The sequence below is a fragment of the Acidovorax sp. SUPP3334 genome, assembly GCF_030159055.1.
GTDB lineage: Bacteria > Pseudomonadota > Gammaproteobacteria > Burkholderiales > Burkholderiaceae_C > Paracidovorax.
In genome coordinates, this window is the sequence record NZ_BQXQ01000031.1 from 35196 (window position 1) to 59009 (window position 23814).

Genomic DNA, 23814 nt, shown 5'->3' on the forward strand with positions numbered 1-23814 from the left:
GGCTGCTCAATCACGGCCTTGGCGCTCGGCATCGTGACGCGACAGCGGTGATGCGCCCCTGCCAAGCGGTTGCCGTTCGTAGAGGATTCCTCGGGGATGGTGCCGCTCGATGACGCCTCGTAAGTAGCCCATGGACGTCCTGGCATAGATGGTCGTGGTCTGCAGGCAGGCGTGCCCGAGCAGCATCTGGATCACGCGCAGATTCGCCCCGGTCTGGTACAGGTGTGTGGCGAATGCATGCCGCAGCGTGTGGGCCGTCACCATCGGCAGGCCTGCAGCGTCGGCATGCCGGCGGATCGTGCGTTGCAGCGCGCTGTAGTTCAGGGTGCCAGAGGCCGTCGGTTGAACGAACAGGGCCGGGATCGGGCGTTGACAGGCCTGCAGCAGCGCGGGGCGCGCTTCGCGCAGGTAGTGCTCCAGCCACTGGGCAGAGTGCTCCCCGAACACCACGAGCCGCTCCTTGCCGCCCTTGCCCATCACCTGGGCTGCACGGGTGCGCAGGCACAGTTGATGCGGCCGAAGGCTCAGCAACTCCGCGGCACGCAGGCCGGATGAGTACAACAGTTCCAGGATCGCACGGTCGCGCATGCCCAGGGCGAACCGGGTGTCGGGTTGTTCCAGAAGCCGGCGCACCGTGCGTTCGCAGGGGACATACCCCAGGCTCTGCTGGTGAGGACGGCGCCTCGGTGGCGCGATGTATTGCCATGGGTCGCACTCCATCATGCTCTCGCCCGCCAGCCAGGCGTAGAACCTGCGCAGCACCCAGGTCTTCTTGTCCACCGTGGATTGAGCGTGCCGACGCAATTGATCGTCCAGCCAGTGCCGAAGATGCACGGCCGAGACATCCAGCCGCGTGATCCCGAACCTCGCGCGCAGCCAGCGCTGCCATTCGATGAGGGAGTAATCGACCACCTGCAGGGTACCTCGCGCATACCCGCATTCATGTCGCAGATAGTCCTGAAACCGCTCTTCCAGGAAGAGCCTGGGCACCCACCCTCTCACGGCGCAAGTTCAACGGGCACGAGGCGACGACGCCGGCACCCTGCGATGAAGAAGTACATCCACATGCATGAAAGGTCGCACCTACTTTGGTGAGGGCGTGGCCCCAGAGCCTTGGCCCGCGAAATAAGGGATCAGCATCCGGTTGCCCTCGGCGCCGGTCTCTCGAAGGTACTCGATGGAGAACTTCTCCCCGATGCGCCGCAGTTCGTTGCGCAACTCGGGCTCCGGCGTATCCACCTTGATGCCCTTGCGCGTAAGTTCCGCCAAAGAAACGGTGGATGCGGCTTCGCTGGCCATCCAGCCGCGCTTTTGCGCTTCATCCGCCGCCGCCATCACAGTCTTTCGGTTGGCCTCGGAAAGTGCGGCCCACTTTGCCTTGTTGGCAATCACGATGTTCTTCGGGTACCAGCCTCGGGCGTTGTAGAAATACTTCACCGGCCCCTCCCACAATTTGGAGTCCACGCCTATCGCCGGTGAAGTGAACATGACATCCAGCCGCTGGTCCTTGAATGCCGCACCGATGGCCTGCGTGGGCACGTCGACGGGCATGGCGCCGATGAGTTGGGCAAGACGCACGGTACTGGGGTTGTAGGTGCGCATCTTGGAGCCACGCAGATCCGCAATGCTGCGCACGGGACGGGTGGTGAACAGTCCCTGCGCCGGCCATGGCACGGCATAGAGGATCACCAGGCCCTGCTTGTCCAGGGCCTCCTGCAGGATGGGGCGCTGAGCATTCCACAGCCGCAAGGCATCGTCGTAGCTGCTGACGATGAACGGGATGGCATCCGCGCCGGCGATCCGGGTGTCGCTGGCCATGGTGCTCAGAAGCACCTCCCCTGCAGCGAGATCTCCGGAGCGCACCTTGCCCACGATCTCGGAGGGGACGGCGGCGATGCCGTCGGTGCGCACGTCGATGACCAGCCCACCCTTGGTCTGATCGTTGACGTTCTGCGCGAACTGGCGCAGGTTCACCCCGTGGAAAAGCTCCTTCGGGTAGCCCGAGGCCAGCGTCCAGGTGCCCTGCGGAGTCTGGGCGGCGACGGGCTGCAGGCTGGCGCACGCCGCTGCGGCCACCAACACCCTGGCCACGAATCCAGCCATCTTCTTGGTCGAACTGGCCAATTGCACAGGGGATTTCATCAAGGGTTTCCTTTGTTTCCATCATCCTGAAGAGCCAACACTGACATCGGCTTCAAGGTCTCAATCCGCGATCTTGCTGCAACGGCTGCTCAGTGCCGCGTTGACACGCCCGATGGCGGCCCGGGGAACGATCCAACCGCCATAGTCGGGATTACGTTGCCCGGTCCAGCGACACACATCAAGCATGATCTGTTCCAAGGGTCCGGATGCAGGCCCAGCCACGCTCATGTCGCCACTGGGCAATGTGGTGGTCTTGATCTGCCCTTGCACTCCTGGTACGACATAGATGCTCATGGTGTCTCGCTTGAAAAGGAAGCACAACCCATCGCGGCCATCCGGCAGGGCTACTCCAAAAGGGCACCCAGCCGCCCGATGGCATCGTCGATGACCACCTGGGGCACCCGTTCGATCTTTCGGGCTTTGCGCGCCACCAGGTCCAGCATGCGAATCTTGTTCACCAAAGCCACGCCCTGCGTCTTGCAGCCTGTCCCGGTCAGCGTCACCGCAAAGCCGGCATGGCGTGCGAAGTCTCCGCCCTGGGTGATCGGGGCCACCAGCACGTCGCCGAGCCGATTGAATTCCTTGGTGGTCAGCACGAGCGCTGGGCGCATGCCGCGCTGCTCATGGCCAACGGTGGGATCCAGTGGAACGCTCACGATGTCGCCGCGCTCGAACACCGCCATCACCAGACCTCTTGGCCAACTGGGTGCGCCTCGTTCCACAGTGCCAGGCTGGCAGGCTGCGCAGCCTTGAGGTCGCACTGGGCAATCATGTCGGCCAGGACGTATTTGCGCTTGGGGGTGAGCACGATCCTGCCGTCCGACGTAGTGTCCATCGTCAGGTGTTGACCAACACCGATGCCGAGATCTTTCAATACCGGGGGGGGCATCACCAAGGCAGTGCTGTTGCCCATCTTCTTCAGTACGACTTCCATCGAACGCTCCTGCGCTTGTGAACTCGTATGGATTGTGCCAACGCTATTTTTCGATGTCAAACCTTGTATTACATCTTGGCTGCGGGCGAATGCAGTCGAAACTATAAATTCGGCTGTTGATCGGGCAGGCCTGCAAAAGGCCGGTGATCAGTTCCAGCCATAGTAAGAAAGGTCAGAGAACCTGCCAAAAGTAGGCCACATGCGCAGGCTTGCCTTCCCCTCGGGCCAGTGACGGCGGATGCATGGTGCCTTCTGCAACCTCGAAAACGACTCCGATAGAGTAATAAACAACTGCTCTGATTTGAGCGACGACACCTTTTCCACTCTTGGCATACACGTCCTCGGCAATCGACATCAGGTAATCCTTCGCCCCCTCTTCTGTAGTCAGGTCAAAGCGTTTGAGTTCACCGTTGATGAACCGATGGGTCTCGGGAGTGCGTTCCTTGGCCAAGGAGATGAGTTTCTCCGTCGCGTTGGCAAGATTGTGTCGATCAAATCCGACATTCATGTGTTCTACCTATTCCGTTTTTCTTGGCCATCTTTGTTTTCCTTGCTGAACCTACTTACTGCTGCCGTCTAAAACGGCAGGGGTAAGCAAGCTCTTGCTTCAGTTATCGCGTGGCTCTCCATCGCCAAGCCATGCCAGCGAGTAGGTGGTCAGGGGGTAGCCGGATTCGTCTTTGCCAGATGCGGTTTCGATCAAAGTCCACCCCAAAGCAATCAACTCATTCGCACGCCTGGCATCAGATGCACTGCGCACGGCTTTCGCTTTTGTCAAATCTACAGTTGCCATTCTTCTACTTCCCAAAAAGCGCTGGCTTCCGGCCAGCTTCGGGCGCCACGAAAGCGCAAATAAAAAACCTCTTTCCTTTACTTGGTTTCGCTGGCCAGCAGCTTGATCAACTTCGCCTGGCAGTCATGGCAGCGCTGCGCTTCCGGGGTTGCTACGAATTGCTCTTGCGGCACAAACACAGCACGAATGCTAGGCCTGGCCGTGTAGCGGCATCGAGAACGACCGCCTATCTCGGTCGCCAAGTGGATTCGTTTTGTGGCCACGTCTGCTTTCCGTTGTCTGTCAGATCGTCCTCACGGAGCCTCCCGCTAGGCTGACGAGGAAGTTGCCCTTAAACCCAAGCAGGCGCAACAGATATTCGCGAATCAGGTCAGTTGCGGCATCGTATTGGGCCTTTTGCTGTTGGATCGTCATGCTTGCCACGCCCGTGTGCAGCACCTCGTTTCGCAGGTCTACCAGTGGTTGGAGGCTCGGGGTCATGCCCTCAGAACCGAACATGCGTTTCACCATCTCTTGAAAGCCGAGAGGGACTTTCGTCACCGGGTCCACGAACTTCCCACGTTTGAACGCGAACTGCAACTGAGTCCCGTAGGTTCGCTTCATGTTCTCCAGCAACACAGACAGGAAGACCAGTCTGCATTCCATGGGCAGGCCTGGGCGCGCAGCCTGCAGCATGTAGTCGATCACCACTTTGAGGCTTCGCGTACCCTCTAGGGCTTTGAACTGTGGGTACGCTTGGTCCACGAACATCCGAATCGCAGAGCCATCGGCTGGCTCAATGACAGGATCCGCGTTCTGTCCTGCCCGATGCACGCTGTTGCGGACTTTATGGGGGGAGCCGTCTGGATAGTCGTGACCGTAGCAGGCCACCTGCGACTGTGTTGCGAACGCCAGTAGCCAACAAATGCGCTCAATAGCTTCCATGGTCGCCTCTGTCTGCTCAGGCAACACGTCCTCGACAAGGATTCCAGCCAACTGGTCAGGCTTTGTCTTCATGATGAACCGCTGCCCGTCGCATGTGAAGACCAACGTGTCTCGGACAGACTTTCCATCCACCTCCTCGCTGAATGACTCACCATGAACCTTGGAATTCATGACGAAAGCACGTAAGTGAGATATGCCGGAGCCTTGTGACGAGGATGAGATTGTCTGAGCTGCCATATTCGTTGCATTCCTATCGCATCTCAGCTGGGTGAAAGGACATGTAAAACCCCGCGTATCTGGGCCCTGATTTCCGAAAACCAAGCTGCCGAATGCTCCAATCAGAAGTCTTATTTCTGCAGCCTGATTGAAGTGATTTCGAAATTTTCCTGGTCGCGCCGAGTGCGTGTTTCTTATGCGCTGGTCCTGTCACTCGCCAGCACCTTCTCCGGTTTTTCAATCGCTCGCACACCGCAATTCGACAGCGCGGCGCTGCTGACCCCGCAGCCCACCAACTTCGCCCAATGTCCTCAGTTCTTTGCAGGTGGCAAGCCTCCTGCGATCAAGCCGCGACCTCAACTGCGTGAGCTTTGCTACGAGGCGTTTGCGGTATTGCATAGCGGCGCAACGCGGACCCCTGTCTACGTGGCTCAGCGCCTCAATCGTCAGACCATCGAAGACGCCGACGAAAAGCGAGCCAAGCGATTCTTCGCTGACGCGCGCTTGCCGCGTGGTGAACGGGCGGAACTGGAGGACTACAAAAACTCCGGGTACAGCCGTGGGCATATGGCGCCCGCGGGCGATATGCCCACGCCAACCGCCATGGCGCAAAGCTTCAGTCTGGCGAACATGGTGCCCCAGAACTCACAACACAACGGGGGTGCCTGGAACAAGATTGAACAGGACACACGCCGCTATGCGCTGCGGGCCAAAGGAGACGTGTATGTGATCACAGGGCCGGTGTTCACTGATAGTGCCACAACGATTGGCGCCAATGGGGTGAAGGTGCCTACCTATCTGTACAAGTTGGTCTACGACGCGACCACTCATCGCGCTTGGGCGCATTGGCAGGAGAACCAAGCCGGGGAGTCGGCTGGTGCACCCATCAGCTATCAAGAGTTAGTCAAGCGGACTGGGGTGGAATTCTTGCCAAAGATTACTTTGCAGCACTGATGGCCCGTTGAACGCAGTCAACGCCTGCCGATTTCAGGTGGTAGTGCCTGTCTACCTTTTCCTATGGTCTTCAGGGTCATGCTCTTTCCTTCAGGCTTGGTTCTTCACAACGCTGAGGCCCGTCAGCACATAACCCCCTGAAATCTTTGCCATGAATCTACCGCTGGTCGGTTGTCATTTGCATCGCACGGATCACAGATGACAATCGCTTACTGCCCGTTGTTCCAACTAGATAAGGCGGATAAGGCACACGCGCGTCCACCTCCTTGTTAAGGCTGTCCCGCTTTTTAGGTTTGAGTTTGGCTGCGATGCTCTTGATGCGATAAAAGAGAGGTGGCATGGGTGATTTTGATGATGCGGGTAAATTGCCCCTGGTGCAGTGTCTGGGCGCGAGTGATCTCAGTCATTTGTCACTCTGTAATTCGATGGTGGTGACGAAATGCAGAGAGGGAGCCACGCAGGCTCTTTTTCGATCATATCCCGCGCCATTCCTCAACATCAAGGAAAGTTAGATGCCAAGGTGAACGCACCAATAGAAACGCCCTGCCCGCAAAGCGGGACAGGGCGTTGAGCCAGCCGTCAATCGGCCAGCAGTTTCTTGGCGAGGGCCACCTCGATGCTGTCTCCCGCATCGTTGAGCACGTCCAGGCCTGAGTCAGGCATGTCACCCGACGTCGATTGCGATACCGCGATCTTCTTGGCCATCAACTTCAAGCAGTCCATCTGGGTGCTGTCGGCGTAGCCCAGAAAAATCACCATCACCGCCAACTTCTGCCCGATCCGCCAGGAGCGCCGGGCCGCTTGCTGAACGGTATAGACGTTGTAGCCGCTTTGCATGAACACGATGCTTGGGAAATCCAGCAGGTCCAAGCCGGTTTTCACCAACTCAGGATTGCAGATGAGCACGTCGATGCCCTTCTCCACCTGATCGGCCACCCAGTCCTCACGGCGAGCGGCATCCACGCTGGCGCGCAGAACGCCTACCTTGAAACCGTGCAGTTCCAGCAGCGCCTTCAAGCGTGCTGTCGTGTCGCGGGTGCCCGAATACACCGAATAGACCAACACCCTGCGGCCCTGTGCCTTTTCCTGCTGGCAGATCCGCAGCAACTCCAACTCTTTTGGAGCAGGTTCGCTGTCGGTAAAAACCGCAGGTTGAACAGCCAGTGTCGCGCGCGTTCGCGGGTGCTTGACCGTCTCCGTCCTAAAACAGCAGTCCGGCCAAGCCAGCAGCACGTTCATCACGACTCCCAGCAAGGTGCTGTCCTTCATGGCCAACGCTTGCTTGAGGGCACTGACCAAAACCCTGGTCAAACGCTCATAGGCATCCTTCTGCGCTTCGCCCATCGGCACCTCGATGAACTGCTCCTGGTAGGGAGGCAGCACCTTCTGGCCGATGTCCCGCAACTTGAGGAACACAGTGACGGGCAGCACGTACCGCATGATGCCGACCGGGCCAAATCCCGGCGCCTTGCTGGTGCGTACCGTCATTTGCTTGGCCTTGGCCGTGCTGTGGGAGGGGCCACTGGACTCCTTGTACACGTCCTTCAAGATGCCGTGCTCGCGCATGAAGCCCATGGCGGCCGGCCCCATCGAGCCGCTCTTGGACGGCTTGAAACCGTCCTCGATCAGGCTTGCCGGGTTCATGCGCCACAGCAGGTGGAACAAGTCGTCGGCGTAGCCGCCCATCAGCGTGCCGGTCAGCAGCAGCGTCTTTCGACACTGGCTGGCCAGCACACCCATGGCCTGGCCCTGTGCAGAGCCCTCGTTTTTGTACTCATGACCCTCGTCCACGACCAGCAAGCCAAAGTAGCCGCGGGGCAGATAGCGCTTTACGAACTCGGTGGCTTGATACCCGCCCTCGCCGATGCTGAACTCGAAGTTGGCCAGCGAGCGCTCCATGCGCGTGGCCTGCCGGTCACTGAACACCAGCTCGCCATTGGCGTCCATGAGGTTCAGGAACTCGTACACGTTGTCGCCCAGCATGGCGCCCAATGCGTCTTCTCCGAAGATGCCCAGCAATTTGCGGGCGGTTTTCTCTCCAATGGTCGGCATCTGCTTGAGCGCGCCCAGCACCAGGTCGTGCATCGAATGGATCGGCCGACCCGATCGCATCAGCGTCCACAGTGAACTTCCGCAGTGCGCGCACTTGCCTCGCCGGTCTCCGAGGCTGGCCATCGCCAGTTCCGCAGAAATGGGCATCGGATGACCTTCGCCGTCATCCCGCGTGATCGGCATCAGGCAATCGGGACACGCTGCCACAGCGAGTACCTGGTCATGCACCTTCTGGCGCCGTGTGACGAAGGCAGGTTTCCAATGGAAGCCCATGCGCATCCTCACCCGGCCCAGCACGAAGAACTCAGGCTGGCTGGTCTTGAGGCCCAGGGATTTGCGGAGCATCAGCAGCTTGCGCAGCGTGTCCGGGCCATTGAGCACCCACACCTTGGCGTCAGGCACCGTCTCGCGGATCTCGCGCCGCCACTTGTACACAAGGTGCGGCGGCGAGATCACCAGCGTGCGCGGATGTGTGCGCTGCAGCAGCGCGGCCGCGCAGATGGCCATCATGGTCTTACCTGTGCCCATTTCCGCGTTGATGACGGCAGCGGGTTGATCGTGATCGACCAGTAGCTTGACGGCGGCATGCACTGCGTCGGCCTGGGCCTTGAAGGGCTTGCGCTTGAGCGAGTCGAGAATGCTTTGCCGGGCTTGCCAGGCACCCTGCCCTTCGTCTCGTGCCGGATCGTAGATCGGCGGGTTCTGTGAGCGCACCTGGGCCAGCAGCCCGTCGCCAAACTCGTCGATGAAGTTGGCCAGGGCCATGTTGTCGAAGCCGTCCTGGGCCAAGGGTTGGGCACCATCAGCTGCAGGAATGGAAGGATCTGCAGGGATTTCTGCGAGAGAGGGATTGACGGGTTGCATAGAGGTTCTCCTTGAGCAAAAAAATGCGGAGAACCAGCGGGGCCAGTTCCCCGCGCGGGTTGCAAAGTGAGTGGCCGGATGGCCAAGGGATCAGAGGGTCAAGGTGCGGTTTTTCACGCCATCCTTGATGAAGCCGACGAAGTGATCCGTCAGGCTCACGCGAACAGCCTGTACAGGGCCAATGGCGGGATAGATCGCGTCACCCAGGGCCTGCGTGGCGCGCTTGTCTTCGCACCAGGTCAGCAACGGTTGCCGCCAGCGGTCCAGCAATGCGACAGGAGATAGCCCGACGATGGTTTTCCACACACGATCCTGCAGCGTCACGTTGGTCACGGGACCGCCGTCGAAAGACGCTTTTGCGCCGGCCTCCTGGTGCAACACCCAGGCGATGCGATTGGCGCGGTCGGGCTGCTGCAGGCGCTTGTCGAACACCCACATCTGGCTCAACGGACCGAACAAGTTCTGTCTTGGCAACCTGCCGGCATGCTTGGTAAGGCGGTCGGTGCCGCCCACGGCGACTGGATGTCGCTCGCAGGCGGCGTTCACTAGGTGAAAGCGCTGCACGCCCCGCTCCTGGCCACCCAGCTCCATCGCTGCGATGAACTGCATGATGGAGCCGTCGCGTCCGTAGATTGACAGGAACATGAACTGGCCTTCACTGTCTCGCAGGCAAGCATCCACGAAGATCTCGGGAAACTCCTCGATGCGGTAGAGCCCATTGGAATCAGCCACGCGCGTCACCTCCCTGCGCTGCTGCATCCTCGGGCACCCAAAGCCATGCGGCAATCCAGACGCCACCCGATGTGGGCGCCACCAGAGGCTCGTCATCGATTTCAATGTCGTTGTCCGATGGCTGTGCATAAATCGCTCTTGCACGCTCGATTTCCTGAGAGAAGGCGATCCTGTCGCAGCGCAGTTCATGCAGATGGAGGCCCAGCTCCGTGACGCATTCGGCCAAGCCCGATGTGCACCAACTGGCGATGGTGGCCTGGGCCAGTTCCTCTATTCTCAGCATGGCAAGGTTCCTGTGTTGGTCATGGATTCACTCCTTGAAAAACAAGCGGGTCCAACCCTTGGAGGGATGGACCCGCTAGGGTTGAAGAAACAGAAATCAGCCACCGAAGTGGCTTGAGTTCAAAGGATTGGCTTGGACTGCGAATCTGCGGCAATGCCGCATTCGCTTTCCATCCGCTCGATATCTGCAGGGGTCAACGGATCACGCCTGAGCAGATTCACGACGAGGAAGTGGCGATCACCATCCATGTCCAGGAAGAAGCCGAAGCTACTGTCCTCACCGAAGGTCAAATCGATTTCCTGGTCGATCACTGCAATTCGATGTCCGTTGGCCGTCACCATGAATGACGGCGGGCGATCACCTCCTTCCAGATTGATTTGCTCCAGTTCGTAGTAGTCCACCGAAACCTCGTCGGCGGCCCAGATGGCTTTGAACAGCCGAGCCTTACCCGTCTTGCTGTTCTTGGCACACTGAGCACAGGCGCCGAGTTGTCCGGCTTCCAGCTCACACTCGCAGAAATGGCAGAAATTGGTGCCCGACACGGGCTCTGCGTTGGTCATGCATGACTCCTTCAGGAAAAAGGCGCGAGGCAGTCCCGCGTAGGGCCTGGCCCCGCACGGGTGGTAGAAATGTTCAGCCGGCCTCAAGTCGGCTGCATCGGGCTGGGGATCAGTCCCAACCGTAGTTGGCTTTCATCTTTTGCCGTACTTCTTCAGCAACTGCGACCCACACCTCTCCATTGATGAATGGGCTGTCGAAGGTTGCGGGATCGGCTTGGCTGACCGCTTCGGCATACTTTCTGATCGCCTCCACGATGAGCAACTGCACCACCGCGCCGTACCGGCTGTACTCCATCATCTCGACGACAAGTTCGACGTTGGTCAGCGGTTTTTCTGGCATGGCAACGCCGCCCTCAATACTCCGAAGGCAACAGCAGCGTGGTCACGCTGCGGTCGCACTCGGTGATGATCCAGACGGTGGTGTTCCCTTCGAGCTGGTAGGCCGACAGGATGCGGTTGCCCAACTGGACAGCTTGGTCGTTCAGTCGGCGATCTTCTTCACAGAGATCACCCCAGTCGCCCAGCAGATGCCGGCGCAAGAGCACATAGGGGTTCAGCCGGCCTTCGGCGACCAGGGCGTTCACACCTTGCGTCATCACGGTCGATCCCAATGGGAATCGGGGCAGGCATTGCGGCGCTTGCGGCGCTTCGTAAACAGCATTCATGGACTTCTCCAAAAATGGGGAAACCGCCCCTTGGGGAAGCGGTGTTCCCCAAGGGTTGATGAAAGGGCTGCGGCAGCAGCCGCGGGTTAAAGGCGTCGGCCGGAGCCGATCAGCACAAGGCCTGTCAGCGAGCGACGGCGCTCGGTGCGTGGACAACCGGCTGCGTGGGCTCTGCAACGTCAAGCTGCGGAGCCTCCGTCTCGGCTTGCGCCTGGGCCGCGTAGTGCAACTGCGCTGCCTGGCGGATGGCATCGATCTGGCGCAGTGCCATCTCGTGCTGCTGCGCCACCACTTTTTCGGTGATGCGCGGCGGCTGCGTGGTAACGATGCGGGTGGAGAAGTCTCCGTCCCCAGTGCCGAAACCCATGACATGGGTTTGGCTACCAGCAGCGCCAACACTCCAGCACGTGGCGCTGGTCAGCAGCCCGCCACCGATCTGGCGACGGGATGTGCGGATGACCAGCTCGCGCCGTTCATCCATGGGGACGACCGTCTTGGCATTCCAGCCATCGCGGTCCTTGTAGATATTCGTTTCCATGGTGGTTCTCTCCTGAAAAAAGGCGTGAAGCCACCCCCTGCAGGGCGAGGCCCCACAGGGTTGATGAAAAGGTTTTGACAAGAACTCCACTTGGCTTATCGCCCAAGCGGGCACGTTTTCAGAGTTGAACGTGCCTGAAACCATTGGTGATTGGTTCAAATGGTTTCCCACAAAGGCCATGAGTCCGGCCGCTGTGGGAACCCATTTGCATGGGTTCTGGCCTTGTCAGGGACAAGGAAAGGGGCGCTGCGCGCCGGGTATCAGGGCCTGTAGGCCTCACGGTGCATTTGCCTCACGCGCCGGAAAAGCACGCGCCGCATACGCCGCAAAAACATACGCACGGTCGGGTTGACCAGCACATAGACCCCGAAACCGATCTGTCGGTACACGTTTCGGGCAATGGCCAGTGCGGGATGCACTGGCTGGAGGTTTTCCATGCGCTGTAACTCGGCCATGGCACGCTCGTGCTGCCAGGCGACTGCAATGCTTTCCGTCATCGACGGCGGCATCCTGGAATTGGCCAGGCAGGTCCAGGTGCTTTGCTCGTAGGCCGCATCGTCCCGGCACAGCCAAGTGATGAGGCGACCGTCATAGTCCAGCCGCGTCTCCAGCCACAACGCGACTTTTCGGTCGGTCATGCCTTGGGTGGTGGCCACGCAGTGGCCATTCATGCGGCGGTACTCGGTGTTGATGAACATTTCTTTCCTTTGCGGAGAAACATGAAGCCATCCCCTGTGGGTAGGCCCCACAGGGTTGATGAATTGGTTTTGACAAGAACTCCATCTGCTGATCGCAGATGGGCACGTTTTCAGAGTTGAACGTGCCTGAAACCATTGATGAATGGTGCAAATGGTTTCCCGCAACGGCCGTCTTTGCGGCCGCTGTGGGAACCCATCTGATGGGTTCTTTGAGGTGGTTGCTTTAGCTGATTCGCACGATCTGACCCAGCCGGTGGTCCGGCGTGAACTCGATGGCGTTGATGATTGGAACGAACTTGTCCAGCAAGACGATCGTCTCGCTGACCTTACCTTTGTCATCCACTTCGGTCGTGGTCATGCGCTCCTTCTTCTTAAAGGTGTCGCCCTTGATGAGGAACGTGCGCCCGGTGGTGGAGCGGATGCAGCCAGTGACCTGGCCAGCTGCCAGCGCAAGCGCCAGATGCCATTGGGTCATGTCGCGCAGCGGTCTGCGGTGGGTGCCACGCGCTTGATTGAAGCAAGCCTCGAAGTTCGGCCACAGCAGGCCGTTGCGATGCTTTTGCAGTTCGTCAGCCAGCTGCTCGGCGTCCATGCGCACTGCATGAAAAACCATCTCACTGCCCTCCTGGATCGGCGGCACTTGGTATGGCATGCCGAGCCATTCCTCTGGCAATGTTTGATGAGCCAGGTGTCCTGCCTGCGCTTGCGTGAGCATGTCCAGCACATCCTTGCGGGGGTGGCCCGGCCGGCATTTCGTGCCGAAGATCACACACTGCTTGAACTCTTGCTCAGGCGCCATGAAGAACCGCAGATCCTGGAAGTTGCGTGCCAGGTAGGTGCGAATCTCGTTGTCGAGTGCGTAGAACGGAACGATGTACACGAGGATGCCGCCGAGCATGAGCAACGGGGCAGTCTTTTTGAGAAACGTGCGCTCCAAGCGCTCGGCCTTTTCACGATCGCCATCCGCATCGCTGCGGTTGGCAGAGTCCTTGACGCCATACCCATATGGTGGGTTCAAGTACAGCAGTCCGATGGACCTGGGTTTGATCACCGCATCGTGGATGTCAGCGTGCAGCACGCGGTCCAAGATGGTCTTCGCGTGCCACGCACGCTCGCGGTCGAACTCCACACCCAAGGTCTCAATGGTCGGCCCTGTGCCACTGTCAAACTGCATGCCGTGGCGTAGGTCTGCCAGCGCGGCGCCTTCACCGCAACACGGGTCCAGCAGTCGCATGGGCCGATCGCAAGGGGTGATGAAACGCTGAATGCGAGCGAGGGTTTCATCGTCGGTCGGGAAGTACCCGTTCTTCACGAAATTGCGCGCCAGGCGCGAGAACATCAATGCCATGGGCACATCTCCTTCAAATTGGGGACGGAGGTGCCCCGGTGGGGCATGGCCCGTCCGGGTGGTTGATAACTTGGTAAAAGGGCCATGCGCCCCAGCTCGCACGAATGCAAGCCGGGGCGGCACGGTTTTCAACCTCTGCGAGGCGGGGAACGATGCGTGAACGCGTCCTTGATGCCCCAGCGAGCGATCATGGTTGCCCACAGGACTTCGCCGTTGTCGAAGTAATGGGGAACGTCCTGCTTGCGCAGTCGGCAGTCCATGTGGAGCACTGCGATCACATGCGCGTAGAGCGACTCATCGAGCCACCGCAGATCGTTGAGGTTGAACGAGAACAGGTCGCCGTTGTACAAACCCGCGAGAAAGCGGGCGATGTACCTGGCGTGCATGGCCTCACCTTGAGCGATCCGCAGCAGGACCTTCAAAGACTCGACTCCACGCTGCTCCAGCTGATACCTGTCCTCGTCGGGTGGCGGGGAAAAGTACATCTCCATGAGCTTGCGTGGCGGTTTCTCGCTCTTGGTGCGCAAAGCATTTACGAATTCTTCATAGACCTTGAAGAAGGCCTCTTCCGAACCCGCGGGTACATGCACCATCACGACGGTGTGCTTGTTCGACATGGCACGCCCTCCCGCTCAGGCGGCTCTGCGCTGTTGCGCAGGAGCCAGCCATTGACGTTGCACGAGCAGGTGGACCAGCGACTCCGGCAAGTCGGCGCGTAGCGCCGGTTGCGTGAAGCAGCTGCGCACCAGCGTGAGCATGGAGCATCTCTGGCCTGGCGCATGGCGTTCACGCGCCATGATCAGCTTGTCGCAATCTGGTGCAGGTGCGGCAGTCAGCCACTGTCGCAGTACAGCGTGAAATAGCTGGCGCTGCTCTTGTGCCAATCGGGGAAGCACGGGGGGGAAATGGGAAATCATGATCGTCTCCAAGAAAAATGGGGACGACCGAAACCCTGCGGGGACGGTAGTCCCCAGCGGGTTTAAAGAAGAAGTGACCTACAGCAGTTTGATGACTGCCGTCGTGATCACGATGGTGAGGCCGGAAAAGCCGAAGAAGCTGGTGATGATCCAGCGGGTTTGATCGACCACGCTTCGCTGGAGGCGGACCTCCATTTCGGCACTGGCGCGCAGGAGACGTGTTTCCAACTCGGAACCATCTGCCTTGGTGAAGAGCTTGTCGCGCATCTCTGCGCGAATCTCATCCGTGCCGGCGTGAATGGCTGACTCGAACTGCCGCTCGACCTTGCGCGCCGTGTCAGGTGGAATCCCGACGCCGGTGAGCGCTTCGTACAAGCCCAGTTCGATGGTGGATGGCATGCTCAAAAGTTTACTCCTTTGAAAGAAAACCGCGAGCACGATCCCTTGCGGGTCGTGATCCCGCAGGGGTGGATGGATGAAGAAATGAACTCGGATCGCTCACGCGGCCCTGGCACGTTTTCAGAGTTGAACGTGCCTGCTTGAAACCATTTTTGGTTTGACTCAAATGGTTTCCCTCATCAGCCTAACTGCAGCTGCTGGGGGAACCCATCTGGGTTCCGTAGGGATCGATCACGAGCAGACTGGTTCGGCTTCAGCCCATCGGATCGCTTCCTCGATGCCTGCCTGATCCGCAGTGCCGGCCGCTGCGCACACGTCGTCCGACAGGCCGAGTATGTAAAAGCCGGCGCAGTTCTGCAGTGTGGAGAAACATCGGTCTTTGGCGACTGCCAATAGTGTGTTTCCCACCACCGCTTCGCCATGGCGCATCAGGAGCGCCGCGACTTGCGTGCGCGCTTGTTTGGTCAATGGAACAGGGAACTGAGGCGCTTTCCTGTGAAGGCGTGCCAGTTCGTTGATTCCGCCACGATTGGTGTCGTACATGTCGTCTCCGATAAAAACGGGGACGACCGGAACCCTGCAGTGATCGATGTCCCCGATGGGTTGATAAAGAGAGCTGCACTCGGGCCGCTTTCGCGGCTCGGGTGACTCAATCATTCGAGTGCCGCGAACTCCGTCACCGCTTCGACGGGTGTTCGCCCCACGTCAAAACGGTGCTCGAACCAGTCGTAGCGGTCATCCACAACATCGGAAGGACGCCCCAAAGTGCTCAGATGCCCACGTGCTTCCGCGTTCCATGCATAGAGACGGTTGCTGCGTTCTTGTGCCGATCGTTCTTCCTCACATCGAGCCTCGATATCGCTAACGAGCGCATGCAATGCAGGATCGTTTTCGCCGACGCGGCGGTAGTGATCCACCATTTGCTTGAACGCCGTGAAGTGCGCCTCATCCGTGGTCGTCAACCGCGATAAGCCCACGGGATGGGTTCCACCGCTGTGTAACGCCATGACAACATCACGCAGCCAATAGGCGGTGCTGTAATGCCCAAGCACTTTGGCACGATGGGTAATGAAAGGTGACTGGGTAGCCATTCTTTTGCTCCTTGTAGAAAGACCTAGAGCGCGAACCCCCTCGCAGGGCATTGGCGCCCGCAGTGGGTTGATAGAAAGGACTGCACTCGGACTGCTTGCGCGGCCTGGCACGTTTTCAGAGTTGAACGCGCCTGCTTGAAACCATCGTTTCGGTTGGATGGAAAGGGTTTCCCTCATCAGCCATGTACCGGCTGCTGGGGGAACCCCTCTTTAGGATTCCACTGGCTTGGGATGAGTCTTGAACGGATACCTCCTCGCTGCGGCGTGGACGGGCCCGTTAGGGCCTGTCGTGTTGCGCAGGCGGGCCACCGCGAGTGAAGGTCCAGGTGGCCTAAAAATGGCGCGGAGACCTCAGGGGATCATCCGCAAAGCCGCGGCACATCAGGTTGCCGCCACCCAGTTGGATAGCAGGGCCCGGGCTGCAAGCAGCGAAGGCTGTCCCCTGGGCTCTCGTCGAGCTGCCACGGGACAGCCCTCCTGGAGGGCGGGCTGTTTAACGTCGACTGGATCAGCGCTTGGTGAACCAGGTCTGCAGCTTGGGTTCAAAGTCATACCTTTGCTTGCGCAGGTATGCGGCTTGGGCTCGGAGCAAAGCACGGTCCACCGTGGCATCGAGCTTCACCGGATCTCCACGCTGTATGGCGTCGAGAAGGTCGGTATCAAACAATCCGTCATCCGAGGCTTCGGCTGGCTCCTGGGTCGGCGCAGGTCGGGATTTCTTGAAATCGTCCCAACGCTTGTCGGGGGTTTTTGCGGCTTCCCTGCCCTGTTCCTTGGATGGCTCCGAGGTCTTGGCTTGGACCTGGACGGGTGCCGGCTCGTCCAGTGGATCGAGTTCGGTGGGGGTGCGGTCGGCAGGAAGTCGGTCTTGGGAGACCACTTGCAGGTCATGCAGGCGGGCCCGGATTTCCGTGACGCCCTTGCCGAAGGAGATGTACTGTGACAGGTAGATCTCGCTGATCCACACTGTAGCTTGGTACTCCCCTTCCTCGAACTGGTCCAGAAGCGGGTCCTTGACCTTGAACTCGCCGAAGTCGGTGGTGAGGTCTGCGATGCAGAACGCGCCGTTGCGACTTTGGCGGATCTTCTTGATCCGCAAGGTCGCGTCGTCAACTCTGATCATGTGCAGGTGGTCCTTCGCAAAAGAAAAATGCGGGACCACTCGCCGCAGGGAGACAGGTCCCGGCGGGTAAAAAAGAAAGCACCGCACCTGCCGAGGCAGGTGGGATGCAGTGGGCTTTGAATGTCTGACAGGCTTGCGACCTGGCAGGCTGGGCACTAGCGGACTTTTGAGGTGTGCGATTCAGCGGTCCGTGCCGACAGGAACCCCGACTCCGAAGAGCGTGCACGCTTCAGGGGTTGACGTGCCTCATGTGCTGGCGAACCAGCTCCGGTTATTCCAGTGGTACCGGTAAACACTCGCAAAACGGTGCAAAGCATACGCGCTTTTGAAGGCGAGTCAAACTCGCCCTCGCACTTTCCGTGCATCAGTGCATAGACGTTGCGTCGGTGGGGATCAAGGTTCCTGCTTTTGGGTCCAGTTGCCGCCTTGCAGGGCTTGCTGGGCAAGTTCTTCGGTCCGGAAGTACTCGTTGGACTCCCGAGAGACAGGGCCTTCGTCGCCGGCAGTGCCGATGTAGTGGCCACGCTGTGATCTCAGAACCTGCAGGGGCAGGCGCTTGCCACAGAACTCCTGAGCAAGGAGGCCATGGCGAACAGAGGCGGTACTGGAGACGGTAGTAGCTTGGTTCATGGTGTATGCCTTTCGTGAAAAAAAGGGACACCAGAACCCCCTGGGGATCGGTATCCCCATGGGTGGTTGACGAAAATGAAGTCGGGATCTCGAAGCCGGGATATGCAGACTCGCATCCCGTCGCACGATGAGTCAGTCCTTCACGATGTCGATGTGCTTGCGCACGTCGTCATAGGAAAGGCGATGACCCGCGCAAGTGGTTTTCAATTTCCCACTCCACCGGGTCACGATGATTGGCTCGCCCGAGTTGGGCTGACCATCCACAATGACATTCCGATGAAGTTCGACAATGGCAAGGGCGCCATCGTCGCGCATCGACGGAGGACCATCGACCCAGCCGTTGAGGTTGTTTTCCAAAGCCATGGTTTTCCATATCAAAGAAGAAATTCCCGACCTGCATAAGCAAGTTCGGGAATTGGGAGGTTATCAGGCAGCAGCAGAATCGACGGTCCTACGGACAGCCTTTCCCGTTGCATAACCCGCGTTGTACGCTGCATTTCCTTGCGGACGAGCGGCGGGCTGGCGGGCGACCTGTGGTTGCCGTGATGGAGCCGAAGGACGGTTCACTGGGCCACGTTGGTTTGGCTGCTGGACAGCCTGTTGCGCAAATCGCTCTGCAGGCCTTGCAGTTGGCGCTGGCGCCGATTGCTCCTGTCTTGGCTCTTGCTCTGGCTCGTTCCACTCTTGATCGGCCTCCTCCCCTTGCGACGGTTCGTCGTATCCGGGTTGCAGGTCGTCTTGAGGTGCATCCGCCTCGCGGCGGTACACATTCTCGCCATCGATGGTGATGCTGTTGATCAGAAGCAGGCGCCCTTTGATGAGGGTAGCCATTTCCTTTCGGCCCGTCTTGCGACGGTTCTGATCCAGCTCATCGCGTTCATACAGGTGAGGGTAGATGTCGCCGATCCGAAAGGACAGGACGACCTTGCGCTGTTCCTGAACATCGACCCCCAGTCTTTCGACCATGGCGATGGCTTCGTCCCCACTGACCCGAAGATCGAAGTAGGTGTAGTCAGGTTTGTCTGCATTTCCACGCAAGGCGGAAATGCTGCATGCCAGGAAGGGGTCGGCACGGCGGCCGCCATTCTTGGTTTCAACCCAGCGAACGCGGTTGAGGTAACCGATGCCGTTGGTATGCAGGTTGAAATAGTCGTTGCCTTGGGTGGTTGCAGTCATGGTGATTTCCAAAAAGATGAACTTGAGGAGATCACGCACCCAACCCACAGCCTTGCGGCTCGGGACAGGGAAACATGATTTCCCTGTCCGGGTTACGAGGATGAAGGTACTCCGGAATCGACCTTGGGAGTCGATTCGCGCGCCTGTCAGGAGTTGAGGCGCTTCGTGGTGCCTTGCGGCGGTTCACGAGGCGAACGTTATTCAAACCGACCTTGATTGTCAAGATGGCTTGCGCGTCGCGGCATCCGGCCCTGCTTGGGCTAAAAAACTGTTAATTGTATTTTGTAGTATCGTACAATCTACAACATACAGATATTCACGGGAGCACTCAATGGCAGCGATTACCAAAGAGCGGATTTTTGCGGTGGCGGACGAACTGGACGCGGCGGGCGCCAGTCCCACCCTGGCGGCGGTGCGCAAGCAACTGGGCAGTGGGAGCTTCACGACCATCTCCGAGGCCATGGTGGAGTGGCGCGCCCGGCAGACTGCGCGAAAGACGCCTGCCGTAGAGCCGGCGCCGCAGGCGTTCACGGAGAAACTCGGGGAGTTGGCCAATGACCTGTGGTCGCTGGCCCTGGAAACCGCCAATGGCCGGCTGTCCGCGGAGAGGCAGAACCTGGAAGTCGTGCGCGACCAGGCGCAGGCTGCGCGCCTCGAGGCGGAGGAGTTGGCCAACGCGCTCGCAAGCGAACTGGATGAGGCCAAGGCCCGAAGCGATGCCTTACAGGAACTGCTGGCGACGTCGAGGGCCGAGGCGGACGATCTGCGAAACAAGCTCGCGATGGCGAATGCGAGCGCGGCCAAGGCGGACGCCCGCGCCGGCGAACTGCGCACCGAACTGGATCGCGCCCATGGCGACGCCCAGCAAGCGCGGGCTGAGCGCGAGAAGGCCCAGGCGCTGGTCGAGGCACATGCCGCACAGATCGAAGGCCTGCGCACCGATCTGGCCGGGGCGGCGAGCCGCACGACGGAGATCCAGCGCCGCGCCGATGAGTTGCGCGCGGATCTGGAGCGGGCCCATCTGTCGACCGACCAGGCGCGCTCGGCACTGGATCAGGCACAGAAGGCGGCGAAGGCAACGAGCGAGGAGCGCGATCAGGCGCGCACCGAGTTGGCCAAGCTGCAGGCCGGCGCCGAGGTGGCGGCGCAGCTGCACCAGGAGCAGCGCAAGAGCATCGCTGCCGAGGCGCTGCGGCAAGCGCAGAGGCTGACAGCGGCCCAGGCAGAGCGCGACCAGGCGCGGGAGGACGCGGCTACATTGCGAGGCCGGCTGGAGGCACTCACGGCTGGCTCGCGGCCGAAGAAATAACAGGAGCCGCCTCAGAAAACGGAAAAAATCGTACGTTAAGGGGATGCGAGCCGGAACCGCCGAAAATTCCCTCTTTGATATGTACGGCAATTTGCCGTATGATTGCATCAGGAGGATAAAACCATGCCCGTAGCCGTCTCTACTGCCCGCCTCGAAGCCCGGATCAGCACCGATCTGCATTCGATGCTCAAGCGCGCCGCCGAGCTTCAGGGGCGCACCATGACCGATTTCGTTGTTGCCGCCGTGCAGGACGCGGCGCAGCACGCCATCGAGCAAGCCGAAGTCATCCGCCTGTCGCTGGCCGATCAGGAATGCTTTGCGCAAGCCCTGTTGTCGCCGCCGAAACCGGCCCCGGCCCTGGAACGCGCTTTCGCTCGTCGTAGCAAGCTCCTGCGCGCTGAATGAGTGGCGCACCGTTCCTACTTGCGCCGCTCGATGCTGCGCATGACCGCACAACGTTCCGCAGCGATTCGGAGCCGCTGAATCGCTACCTCAGAGAGCAAGTTACTCAAGACATTCGCCGCCGCGTAGCCGCCTGTTTCGTGGCCTTGGCAGACGTGCAGCGCATCGCTGGTTACTACACCCTGGCATCGGCAAGTCTGCTGCTGGCCGATCTTCCGGCCAGCACTGGCAAGAAGCTGCCGCGCTATCCGACCGTGCCAGCCGTTCGCATGGGCCGCTTGGCTGTCGATCAGGCATTCAAAGGCCAAGGTCTTGGTGGCGCTATGCTGGCCGATGCGCTCGACCGTGCCGCCCGTTCTGAGATTGCCGCTTTCGCGCTGATGGTGGACGCCAAGGACGAAGTCGCAGCGGCCTTTTACCAGCATCACGGCTTCATCGCTCTACCCGATTCGCCGCTCACCCTGTTCCTGCCGCTGGCAACCGTCCTTCTTGAAACTCACTGTTCTCGGTAGGCCGAACCGAGAACAGATTTCGAGAACATCCCGGCCACATCGGCATTTCCTGTGCATCGGTATTTTTCATTGATTGCTCCGTGATTCAAAAGGGTTGAGGCGGTAATCTCCGCCACCGAAACCAAATCGCTTGGCCCGGGTTTCAAAAATCGTGATCGATGCCGTCTCATCCGCCCTCTCTCCCCGCGGCAGGAACAGGCGGGCTTGGCGGCCATCCGAATGCTCGAATGTCAGGTGATCCCAGGTGGCCACGAACCCTTCGGTATGCAGCCATTCCCAGGCATCTGCCGCCAGGTCGAACTCCTCGCATCGGTGATCCGGTGACCCCATGAGAACTTTCCTGTTTCAGCGTTGAAGTGGTATGTGCGGTCCTACGCGGTAGCGGCCAACCAGGGTGAATCGGCGGCCGTAGCCGTTGCACCACCTGGTCCAGCCATCTCCGGCTCCACCACGTCGCGCTCGGTCTCCTGCTTGCGATCGAGCAGCTTCCACACACCCTCGTCCAGAGTGCTTGCGATCAGGGGAACGATGACCATGACGTTGCGCCGCTGCCCCAGGCGGTAGGCCCGGTCCTCGGCCTGGCGCATGAGTGCCGGCGTCCAGGGCAGCGATGCGAAAGCCACGTAGTTCGCCGCAGTCAGCGTGATGCCCACGCCGGCCGCGGACGTGGTGCCGATGAACACGGTGACCGCTGGATCGTTCTGGAAGGCATCTATGGCCTTTTGGCGCTTTGTGGCCGAGTCGCTGCCCACCAGCGTCACGCACTGGATGCCGGCCGCAGCGAAGGCGCCCTTCATTGCCTCCACCGTCGCCATGTACTCGCAGAACACGATGATCTTGTCGCCGTCGGACAGCCCTTCCACCGTCTCGATCAGGAAGGGTGTCTTGAGCGCCTCCAGGGCCTGGCGCAGCTTGGTGATTTTGGGCATGGCCTGCAGGGTCATATCGTCGTGGATCGCCTTGTAGGCTCCCAGACCTTCGGCTGGCGAGATGTACCGCACCTGGCGGCTCTTGGTCCCCAGGTCCTTGAGAACGTCCTTGCGCCGACGCAGCATCCATCCTTTGAGGGCCCCTGCCAGCAGTGCCCTCTTCTCGCGCGAGCCCGTGAACTCACCACGGAAGTCCTTCAACGGCATCTGCCCCAGCCGATGGCCCGTGAGCCGCAGCAGCGTGTGCAGCTCGATCTCTCTGTTCAATAGCGGAGTGCCCGAGATGACATACCGGCGCGGGATGCGCGTGGCCATGATGAACGCATTGCGCGTGCGGCCGGCGTGATGCTCTTTCAGGTAGTGGGCCTCGTCCACAGCCATCACCGCAAACTGCAGATCCGTCTCGCGCACCAGGCCTCCCAGGCGCTCGTAGTTAGCGATGATCCACTGGCAGCCATGCAGTGTGGCCATGCGGTCCTCGCCGACCATACCCACGATCGCATCCGGGTACACCGCCCTGATCTCCCGCTCCCAGTTGATGCGCAGCGAGGCCGGACAGAGGATGAGGACCCTGCCCTCCCCTGCAGCCATGCGCGTGGCCACGACGGCCTGGCGGCTCTTGCCCAGGCCCATGTCATCGCCCAGGCATGCGCCCGTCTGAGAGGCCAGGTGCCGGACGCCGGCCACCTGGTAGTCACGCAATCCTGCATGCACGGCCATGCGAGCCAGCTCGGCCTCGTCGATGGCCACGTCCACGCCGTCATCCAGCTCGGCCGACATGAACGCCACGCCCTTGGCTTCGTCCGTACCGCCGCCACCGAATTCAGGAGGGGCCGCAGGCACCTGGATGGGCGAGGCCTGCGAGGTGGAACCCACCAGGTCCTCCAGGACGACCGACTGCTCGTGGACGAAGACGAACTCGGGTGCAATGCCCGCGAACTGGCGCAGCGCATTCAGGATCTCCGAGGCGCTGCCCTGCACCTGCCAGGCCGCTGCATGGCGATGGAAATGCCCCTGCAGCGCCTTGACGGCCCGTACGCAGGGGGCGTCATAGGCGAAGCTCACCGCGTGCCGGCCACGGGTCATATCGCCCTTGGCGAGCGGAAAGATCTGCACATCGAGCAGCTGCGCGAAGTAGTCCGCCTCAGGAGAGGCCGCGGCAGCGCGCAGTAGCGGCAACGCATCGTCCAGGTCCACATGCTGGCCGCGATAGACCGTGCGCAGCCAATGCACCAGCTGCTCGGGATCGGCCTGCTCCAGCGCCCACATGCGCCGGCCAGCGGCCCACCACGCACCGGCCTGCTGCAGGGTGCGCCCCATCCCAGGCACGTAATGCAGCTGTAGGCCAATGCGCCGGCCATCGGAGACCGCCTGGACCAGCAGATCCGGAGCGCGCAGGGAGACGGGCTCCAGGTTCGGCATATGCGAAGGGAGAATATTCATGCGCAGATGTCGATTAAATAATCGAAAGAATAGGTGAACCGCGTTTAGCCCGAGAAAACCCAAGCCAAACGCAATCGGATATTGAGGAAAAAGGGTGGAAGAAACCCTCGGCTATGATCGCGGCGGTTGCCACATGGGTCGCAAGCCCGGCAACCACCCTTGCCTACACTAACCTTTATG

31 protein-coding genes are annotated in these 23814 nt (G+C 60.2%); 4 read left to right on the forward strand and 27 right to left on the reverse strand.

The features are described 5' to 3' along the window. Positions 1-6: 6 nt before the first annotated feature. The 8 genes from AVHM3334_RS17065 to AVHM3334_RS17100 all read right to left on the reverse strand — a co-directional run bounded on the left by AVHM3334_RS17065 (position 7) and on the right by AVHM3334_RS17100 (position 4964). On the reverse strand, positions 7-990 hold the full coding sequence (locus tag AVHM3334_RS17065) for a tyrosine-type recombinase/integrase (RefSeq protein WP_284414252.1): 984 nt from the start codon (positions 988-990) through the stop codon (positions 7-9). Between the two features lie 93 nt (positions 991-1083). Continuing rightward, positions 1084-2142: a TRAP transporter substrate-binding protein gene (locus AVHM3334_RS17070; RefSeq protein ID WP_284414254.1), complete on the reverse strand. Its 1059-nt coding sequence runs from the start codon at positions 2140-2142 to the stop codon at positions 1084-1086. Positions 2143-2202: 60 nt separating this feature from the next. Further along, positions 2203-2436, reverse strand: coding sequence for a hypothetical protein (locus AVHM3334_RS17075; protein WP_284414256.1), 234 nt, complete (start codon positions 2434-2436; stop codon positions 2203-2205). A 50-nt stretch (positions 2437-2486) separates the two neighbouring features. Next, a complete protein-coding gene (locus AVHM3334_RS17080; protein ID WP_502869930.1) occupies positions 2487-2825 on the reverse strand; it encodes a type II toxin-antitoxin system ChpB family toxin in 339 nt (112 codons plus the stop codon). Further along, entirely contained in the window at positions 2825-3076 is a 252-nt protein-coding gene (locus AVHM3334_RS17085) for an AbrB/MazE/SpoVT family DNA-binding domain-containing protein (RefSeq protein WP_284414259.1), read from the reverse strand. Before AVHM3334_RS17085 ends, AVHM3334_RS17080 begins: the two co-directional genes overlap by 1 nt. A gap of 172 nt (positions 3077-3248) precedes the next feature. Then, a complete protein-coding gene (locus AVHM3334_RS17090; RefSeq protein WP_284414261.1) occupies positions 3249-3584 on the reverse strand; it encodes a hypothetical protein in 336 nt (111 codons plus the stop codon). A gap of 99 nt (positions 3585-3683) precedes the next feature. Continuing rightward, the gene (locus tag AVHM3334_RS17095; RefSeq protein WP_284414263.1) at positions 3684-3869 is read right to left on the reverse strand and encodes a hypothetical protein; all 186 of its coding nucleotides are present in this window, start codon (positions 3867-3869) and stop codon (positions 3684-3686) included. A 282-nt stretch (positions 3870-4151) separates the two neighbouring features. Then, a complete protein-coding gene (locus tag AVHM3334_RS17100) occupies positions 4152-4964 on the reverse strand; it encodes a hypothetical protein (RefSeq protein ID WP_284414265.1) in 813 nt (270 codons plus the stop codon). A gap of 228 nt (positions 4965-5192) precedes the next feature. Here AVHM3334_RS17100 and AVHM3334_RS17105 point away from each other — a divergent pair, with 228 nt between their 5' ends. Further along, positions 5193-5963 carry a DNA/RNA non-specific endonuclease gene (locus AVHM3334_RS17105; RefSeq protein ID WP_502869931.1) on the forward strand — a complete coding sequence of 257 codons (771 nt, stop codon included), beginning with the start codon at positions 5193-5195 and terminating at the stop codon, positions 5961-5963. 579 nt (positions 5964-6542) lie between these two features. Here the strand turns inward: AVHM3334_RS17105 and AVHM3334_RS17110 are convergent. From AVHM3334_RS17110 to AVHM3334_RS17190, 17 genes are all read right to left on the reverse strand, one after another. Beyond that, complete coding sequence (locus tag AVHM3334_RS17110; protein WP_284414333.1) at positions 6543-8780, reverse strand: DEAD/DEAH box helicase family protein; 2238 nt, start codon at positions 8778-8780, stop codon at positions 6543-6545. A 189-nt stretch (positions 8781-8969) separates the two neighbouring features. After that, the gene (locus tag AVHM3334_RS17115; protein ID WP_284414267.1) at positions 8970-9611 is read right to left on the reverse strand and encodes a hypothetical protein; all 642 of its coding nucleotides are present in this window, start codon (positions 9609-9611) and stop codon (positions 8970-8972) included. Then, a complete protein-coding gene (locus AVHM3334_RS17120) occupies positions 9604-9894 on the reverse strand; it encodes a hypothetical protein (RefSeq protein WP_284414269.1) in 291 nt (96 codons plus the stop codon). Before AVHM3334_RS17120 ends, AVHM3334_RS17115 begins: the two co-directional genes overlap by 8 nt. A gap of 119 nt (positions 9895-10013) precedes the next feature. Further along, entirely contained in the window at positions 10014-10454 is a 441-nt protein-coding gene (locus tag AVHM3334_RS17125) for a hypothetical protein (RefSeq protein WP_284414271.1), read from the reverse strand. Positions 10455-10563: 109 nt separating this feature from the next. Next, the gene (locus tag AVHM3334_RS17130) at positions 10564-10794 is read right to left on the reverse strand and encodes a hypothetical protein (RefSeq protein WP_284414273.1); all 231 of its coding nucleotides are present in this window, start codon (positions 10792-10794) and stop codon (positions 10564-10566) included. Between the two features lie 13 nt (positions 10795-10807). Continuing rightward, complete coding sequence (locus AVHM3334_RS17135; protein ID WP_502869932.1) at positions 10808-11119, reverse strand: hypothetical protein; 312 nt, start codon at positions 11117-11119, stop codon at positions 10808-10810. A 124-nt stretch (positions 11120-11243) separates the two neighbouring features. Next, positions 11244-11657: a hypothetical protein gene (locus AVHM3334_RS17140; RefSeq protein WP_284414275.1), complete on the reverse strand. Its 414-nt coding sequence runs from the start codon at positions 11655-11657 to the stop codon at positions 11244-11246. Between the two features lie 260 nt (positions 11658-11917). After that, positions 11918-12355 (reverse strand): hypothetical protein, encoded by a 438-nt coding sequence (locus AVHM3334_RS17145; RefSeq protein WP_284414277.1) that lies wholly within the window; start codon positions 12353-12355, stop codon positions 11918-11920. Positions 12356-12578: 223 nt separating this feature from the next. After that, positions 12579-13703 (reverse strand): DUF6094 domain-containing protein, encoded by a 1125-nt coding sequence (locus tag AVHM3334_RS17150; RefSeq protein WP_284414279.1) that lies wholly within the window; start codon positions 13701-13703, stop codon positions 12579-12581. Between the two features lie 128 nt (positions 13704-13831). Further along, positions 13832-14320, reverse strand: a complete 489-nt coding sequence (locus AVHM3334_RS17155) for a DUF7673 family protein (protein WP_284414280.1) — start codon at positions 14318-14320, stop codon at positions 13832-13834. 378 nt (positions 14321-14698) lie between these two features. Beyond that, on the reverse strand, positions 14699-15019 hold the full coding sequence (locus AVHM3334_RS17160; RefSeq protein ID WP_284414282.1) for a hypothetical protein: 321 nt from the start codon (positions 15017-15019) through the stop codon (positions 14699-14701). 231 nt (positions 15020-15250) lie between these two features. Then, positions 15251-15562, reverse strand: coding sequence for a hypothetical protein (locus tag AVHM3334_RS17165; protein WP_284414284.1), 312 nt, complete (start codon positions 15560-15562; stop codon positions 15251-15253). A 110-nt stretch (positions 15563-15672) separates the two neighbouring features. Then, positions 15673-16110, reverse strand: coding sequence for a hypothetical protein (locus tag AVHM3334_RS17170; RefSeq protein ID WP_284414286.1), 438 nt, complete (start codon positions 16108-16110; stop codon positions 15673-15675). Between the two features lie 508 nt (positions 16111-16618). Beyond that, complete coding sequence (locus tag AVHM3334_RS17175) at positions 16619-17233, reverse strand: DUF3275 family protein (protein WP_284414288.1); 615 nt, start codon at positions 17231-17233, stop codon at positions 16619-16621. A 393-nt stretch (positions 17234-17626) separates the two neighbouring features. Further along, on the reverse strand, positions 17627-17863 hold the full coding sequence (locus AVHM3334_RS17180; protein WP_284414290.1) for a hypothetical protein: 237 nt from the start codon (positions 17861-17863) through the stop codon (positions 17627-17629). 132 nt (positions 17864-17995) lie between these two features. Then, positions 17996-18226 (reverse strand): hypothetical protein, encoded by a 231-nt coding sequence (locus tag AVHM3334_RS17185; protein WP_284414292.1) that lies wholly within the window; start codon positions 18224-18226, stop codon positions 17996-17998. A 63-nt stretch (positions 18227-18289) separates the two neighbouring features. Further along, the gene (locus AVHM3334_RS17190; RefSeq protein WP_284414294.1) at positions 18290-19039 is read right to left on the reverse strand and encodes a DUF3577 domain-containing protein; all 750 of its coding nucleotides are present in this window, start codon (positions 19037-19039) and stop codon (positions 18290-18292) included. Positions 19040-19370: 331 nt separating this feature from the next. Here AVHM3334_RS17190 and AVHM3334_RS17195 point away from each other — a divergent pair, with 331 nt between their 5' ends. From AVHM3334_RS17195 to AVHM3334_RS17205, 3 genes are all read left to right on the forward strand, one after another. Further along, positions 19371-20348 (forward strand): DNA-binding protein, encoded by a 978-nt coding sequence (locus tag AVHM3334_RS17195; RefSeq protein ID WP_284414296.1) that lies wholly within the window; start codon positions 19371-19373, stop codon positions 20346-20348. Positions 20349-20471: 123 nt separating this feature from the next. Then, positions 20472-20753, forward strand: coding sequence for a type II toxin-antitoxin system TacA family antitoxin (locus tag AVHM3334_RS17200; RefSeq protein WP_284414297.1), 282 nt, complete (start codon positions 20472-20474; stop codon positions 20751-20753). Next, a complete protein-coding gene (locus AVHM3334_RS17205; RefSeq protein ID WP_284414300.1) occupies positions 20750-21262 on the forward strand; it encodes a GNAT family N-acetyltransferase in 513 nt (170 codons plus the stop codon). The genes AVHM3334_RS17200 and AVHM3334_RS17205 overlap by 4 nt, the downstream gene beginning before the upstream one ends. Positions 21263-21328: 66 nt before the next feature. Here the strand turns inward: AVHM3334_RS17205 and AVHM3334_RS17210 are convergent, their stop codons facing one another. Both AVHM3334_RS17210 and AVHM3334_RS17215 read right to left on the reverse strand, forming a co-directional pair. Beyond that, positions 21329-21592 carry a hypothetical protein gene (locus tag AVHM3334_RS17210; protein WP_284414301.1) on the reverse strand — a complete coding sequence of 88 codons (264 nt, stop codon included), beginning with the start codon at positions 21590-21592 and terminating at the stop codon, positions 21329-21331. Between the two features lie 41 nt (positions 21593-21633). Then, positions 21634-23634 (reverse strand): DEAD/DEAH box helicase, encoded by a 2001-nt coding sequence (locus tag AVHM3334_RS17215; RefSeq protein ID WP_284414303.1) that lies wholly within the window; start codon positions 23632-23634, stop codon positions 21634-21636. Positions 23635-23814: the final 180 nt, after the last annotated feature.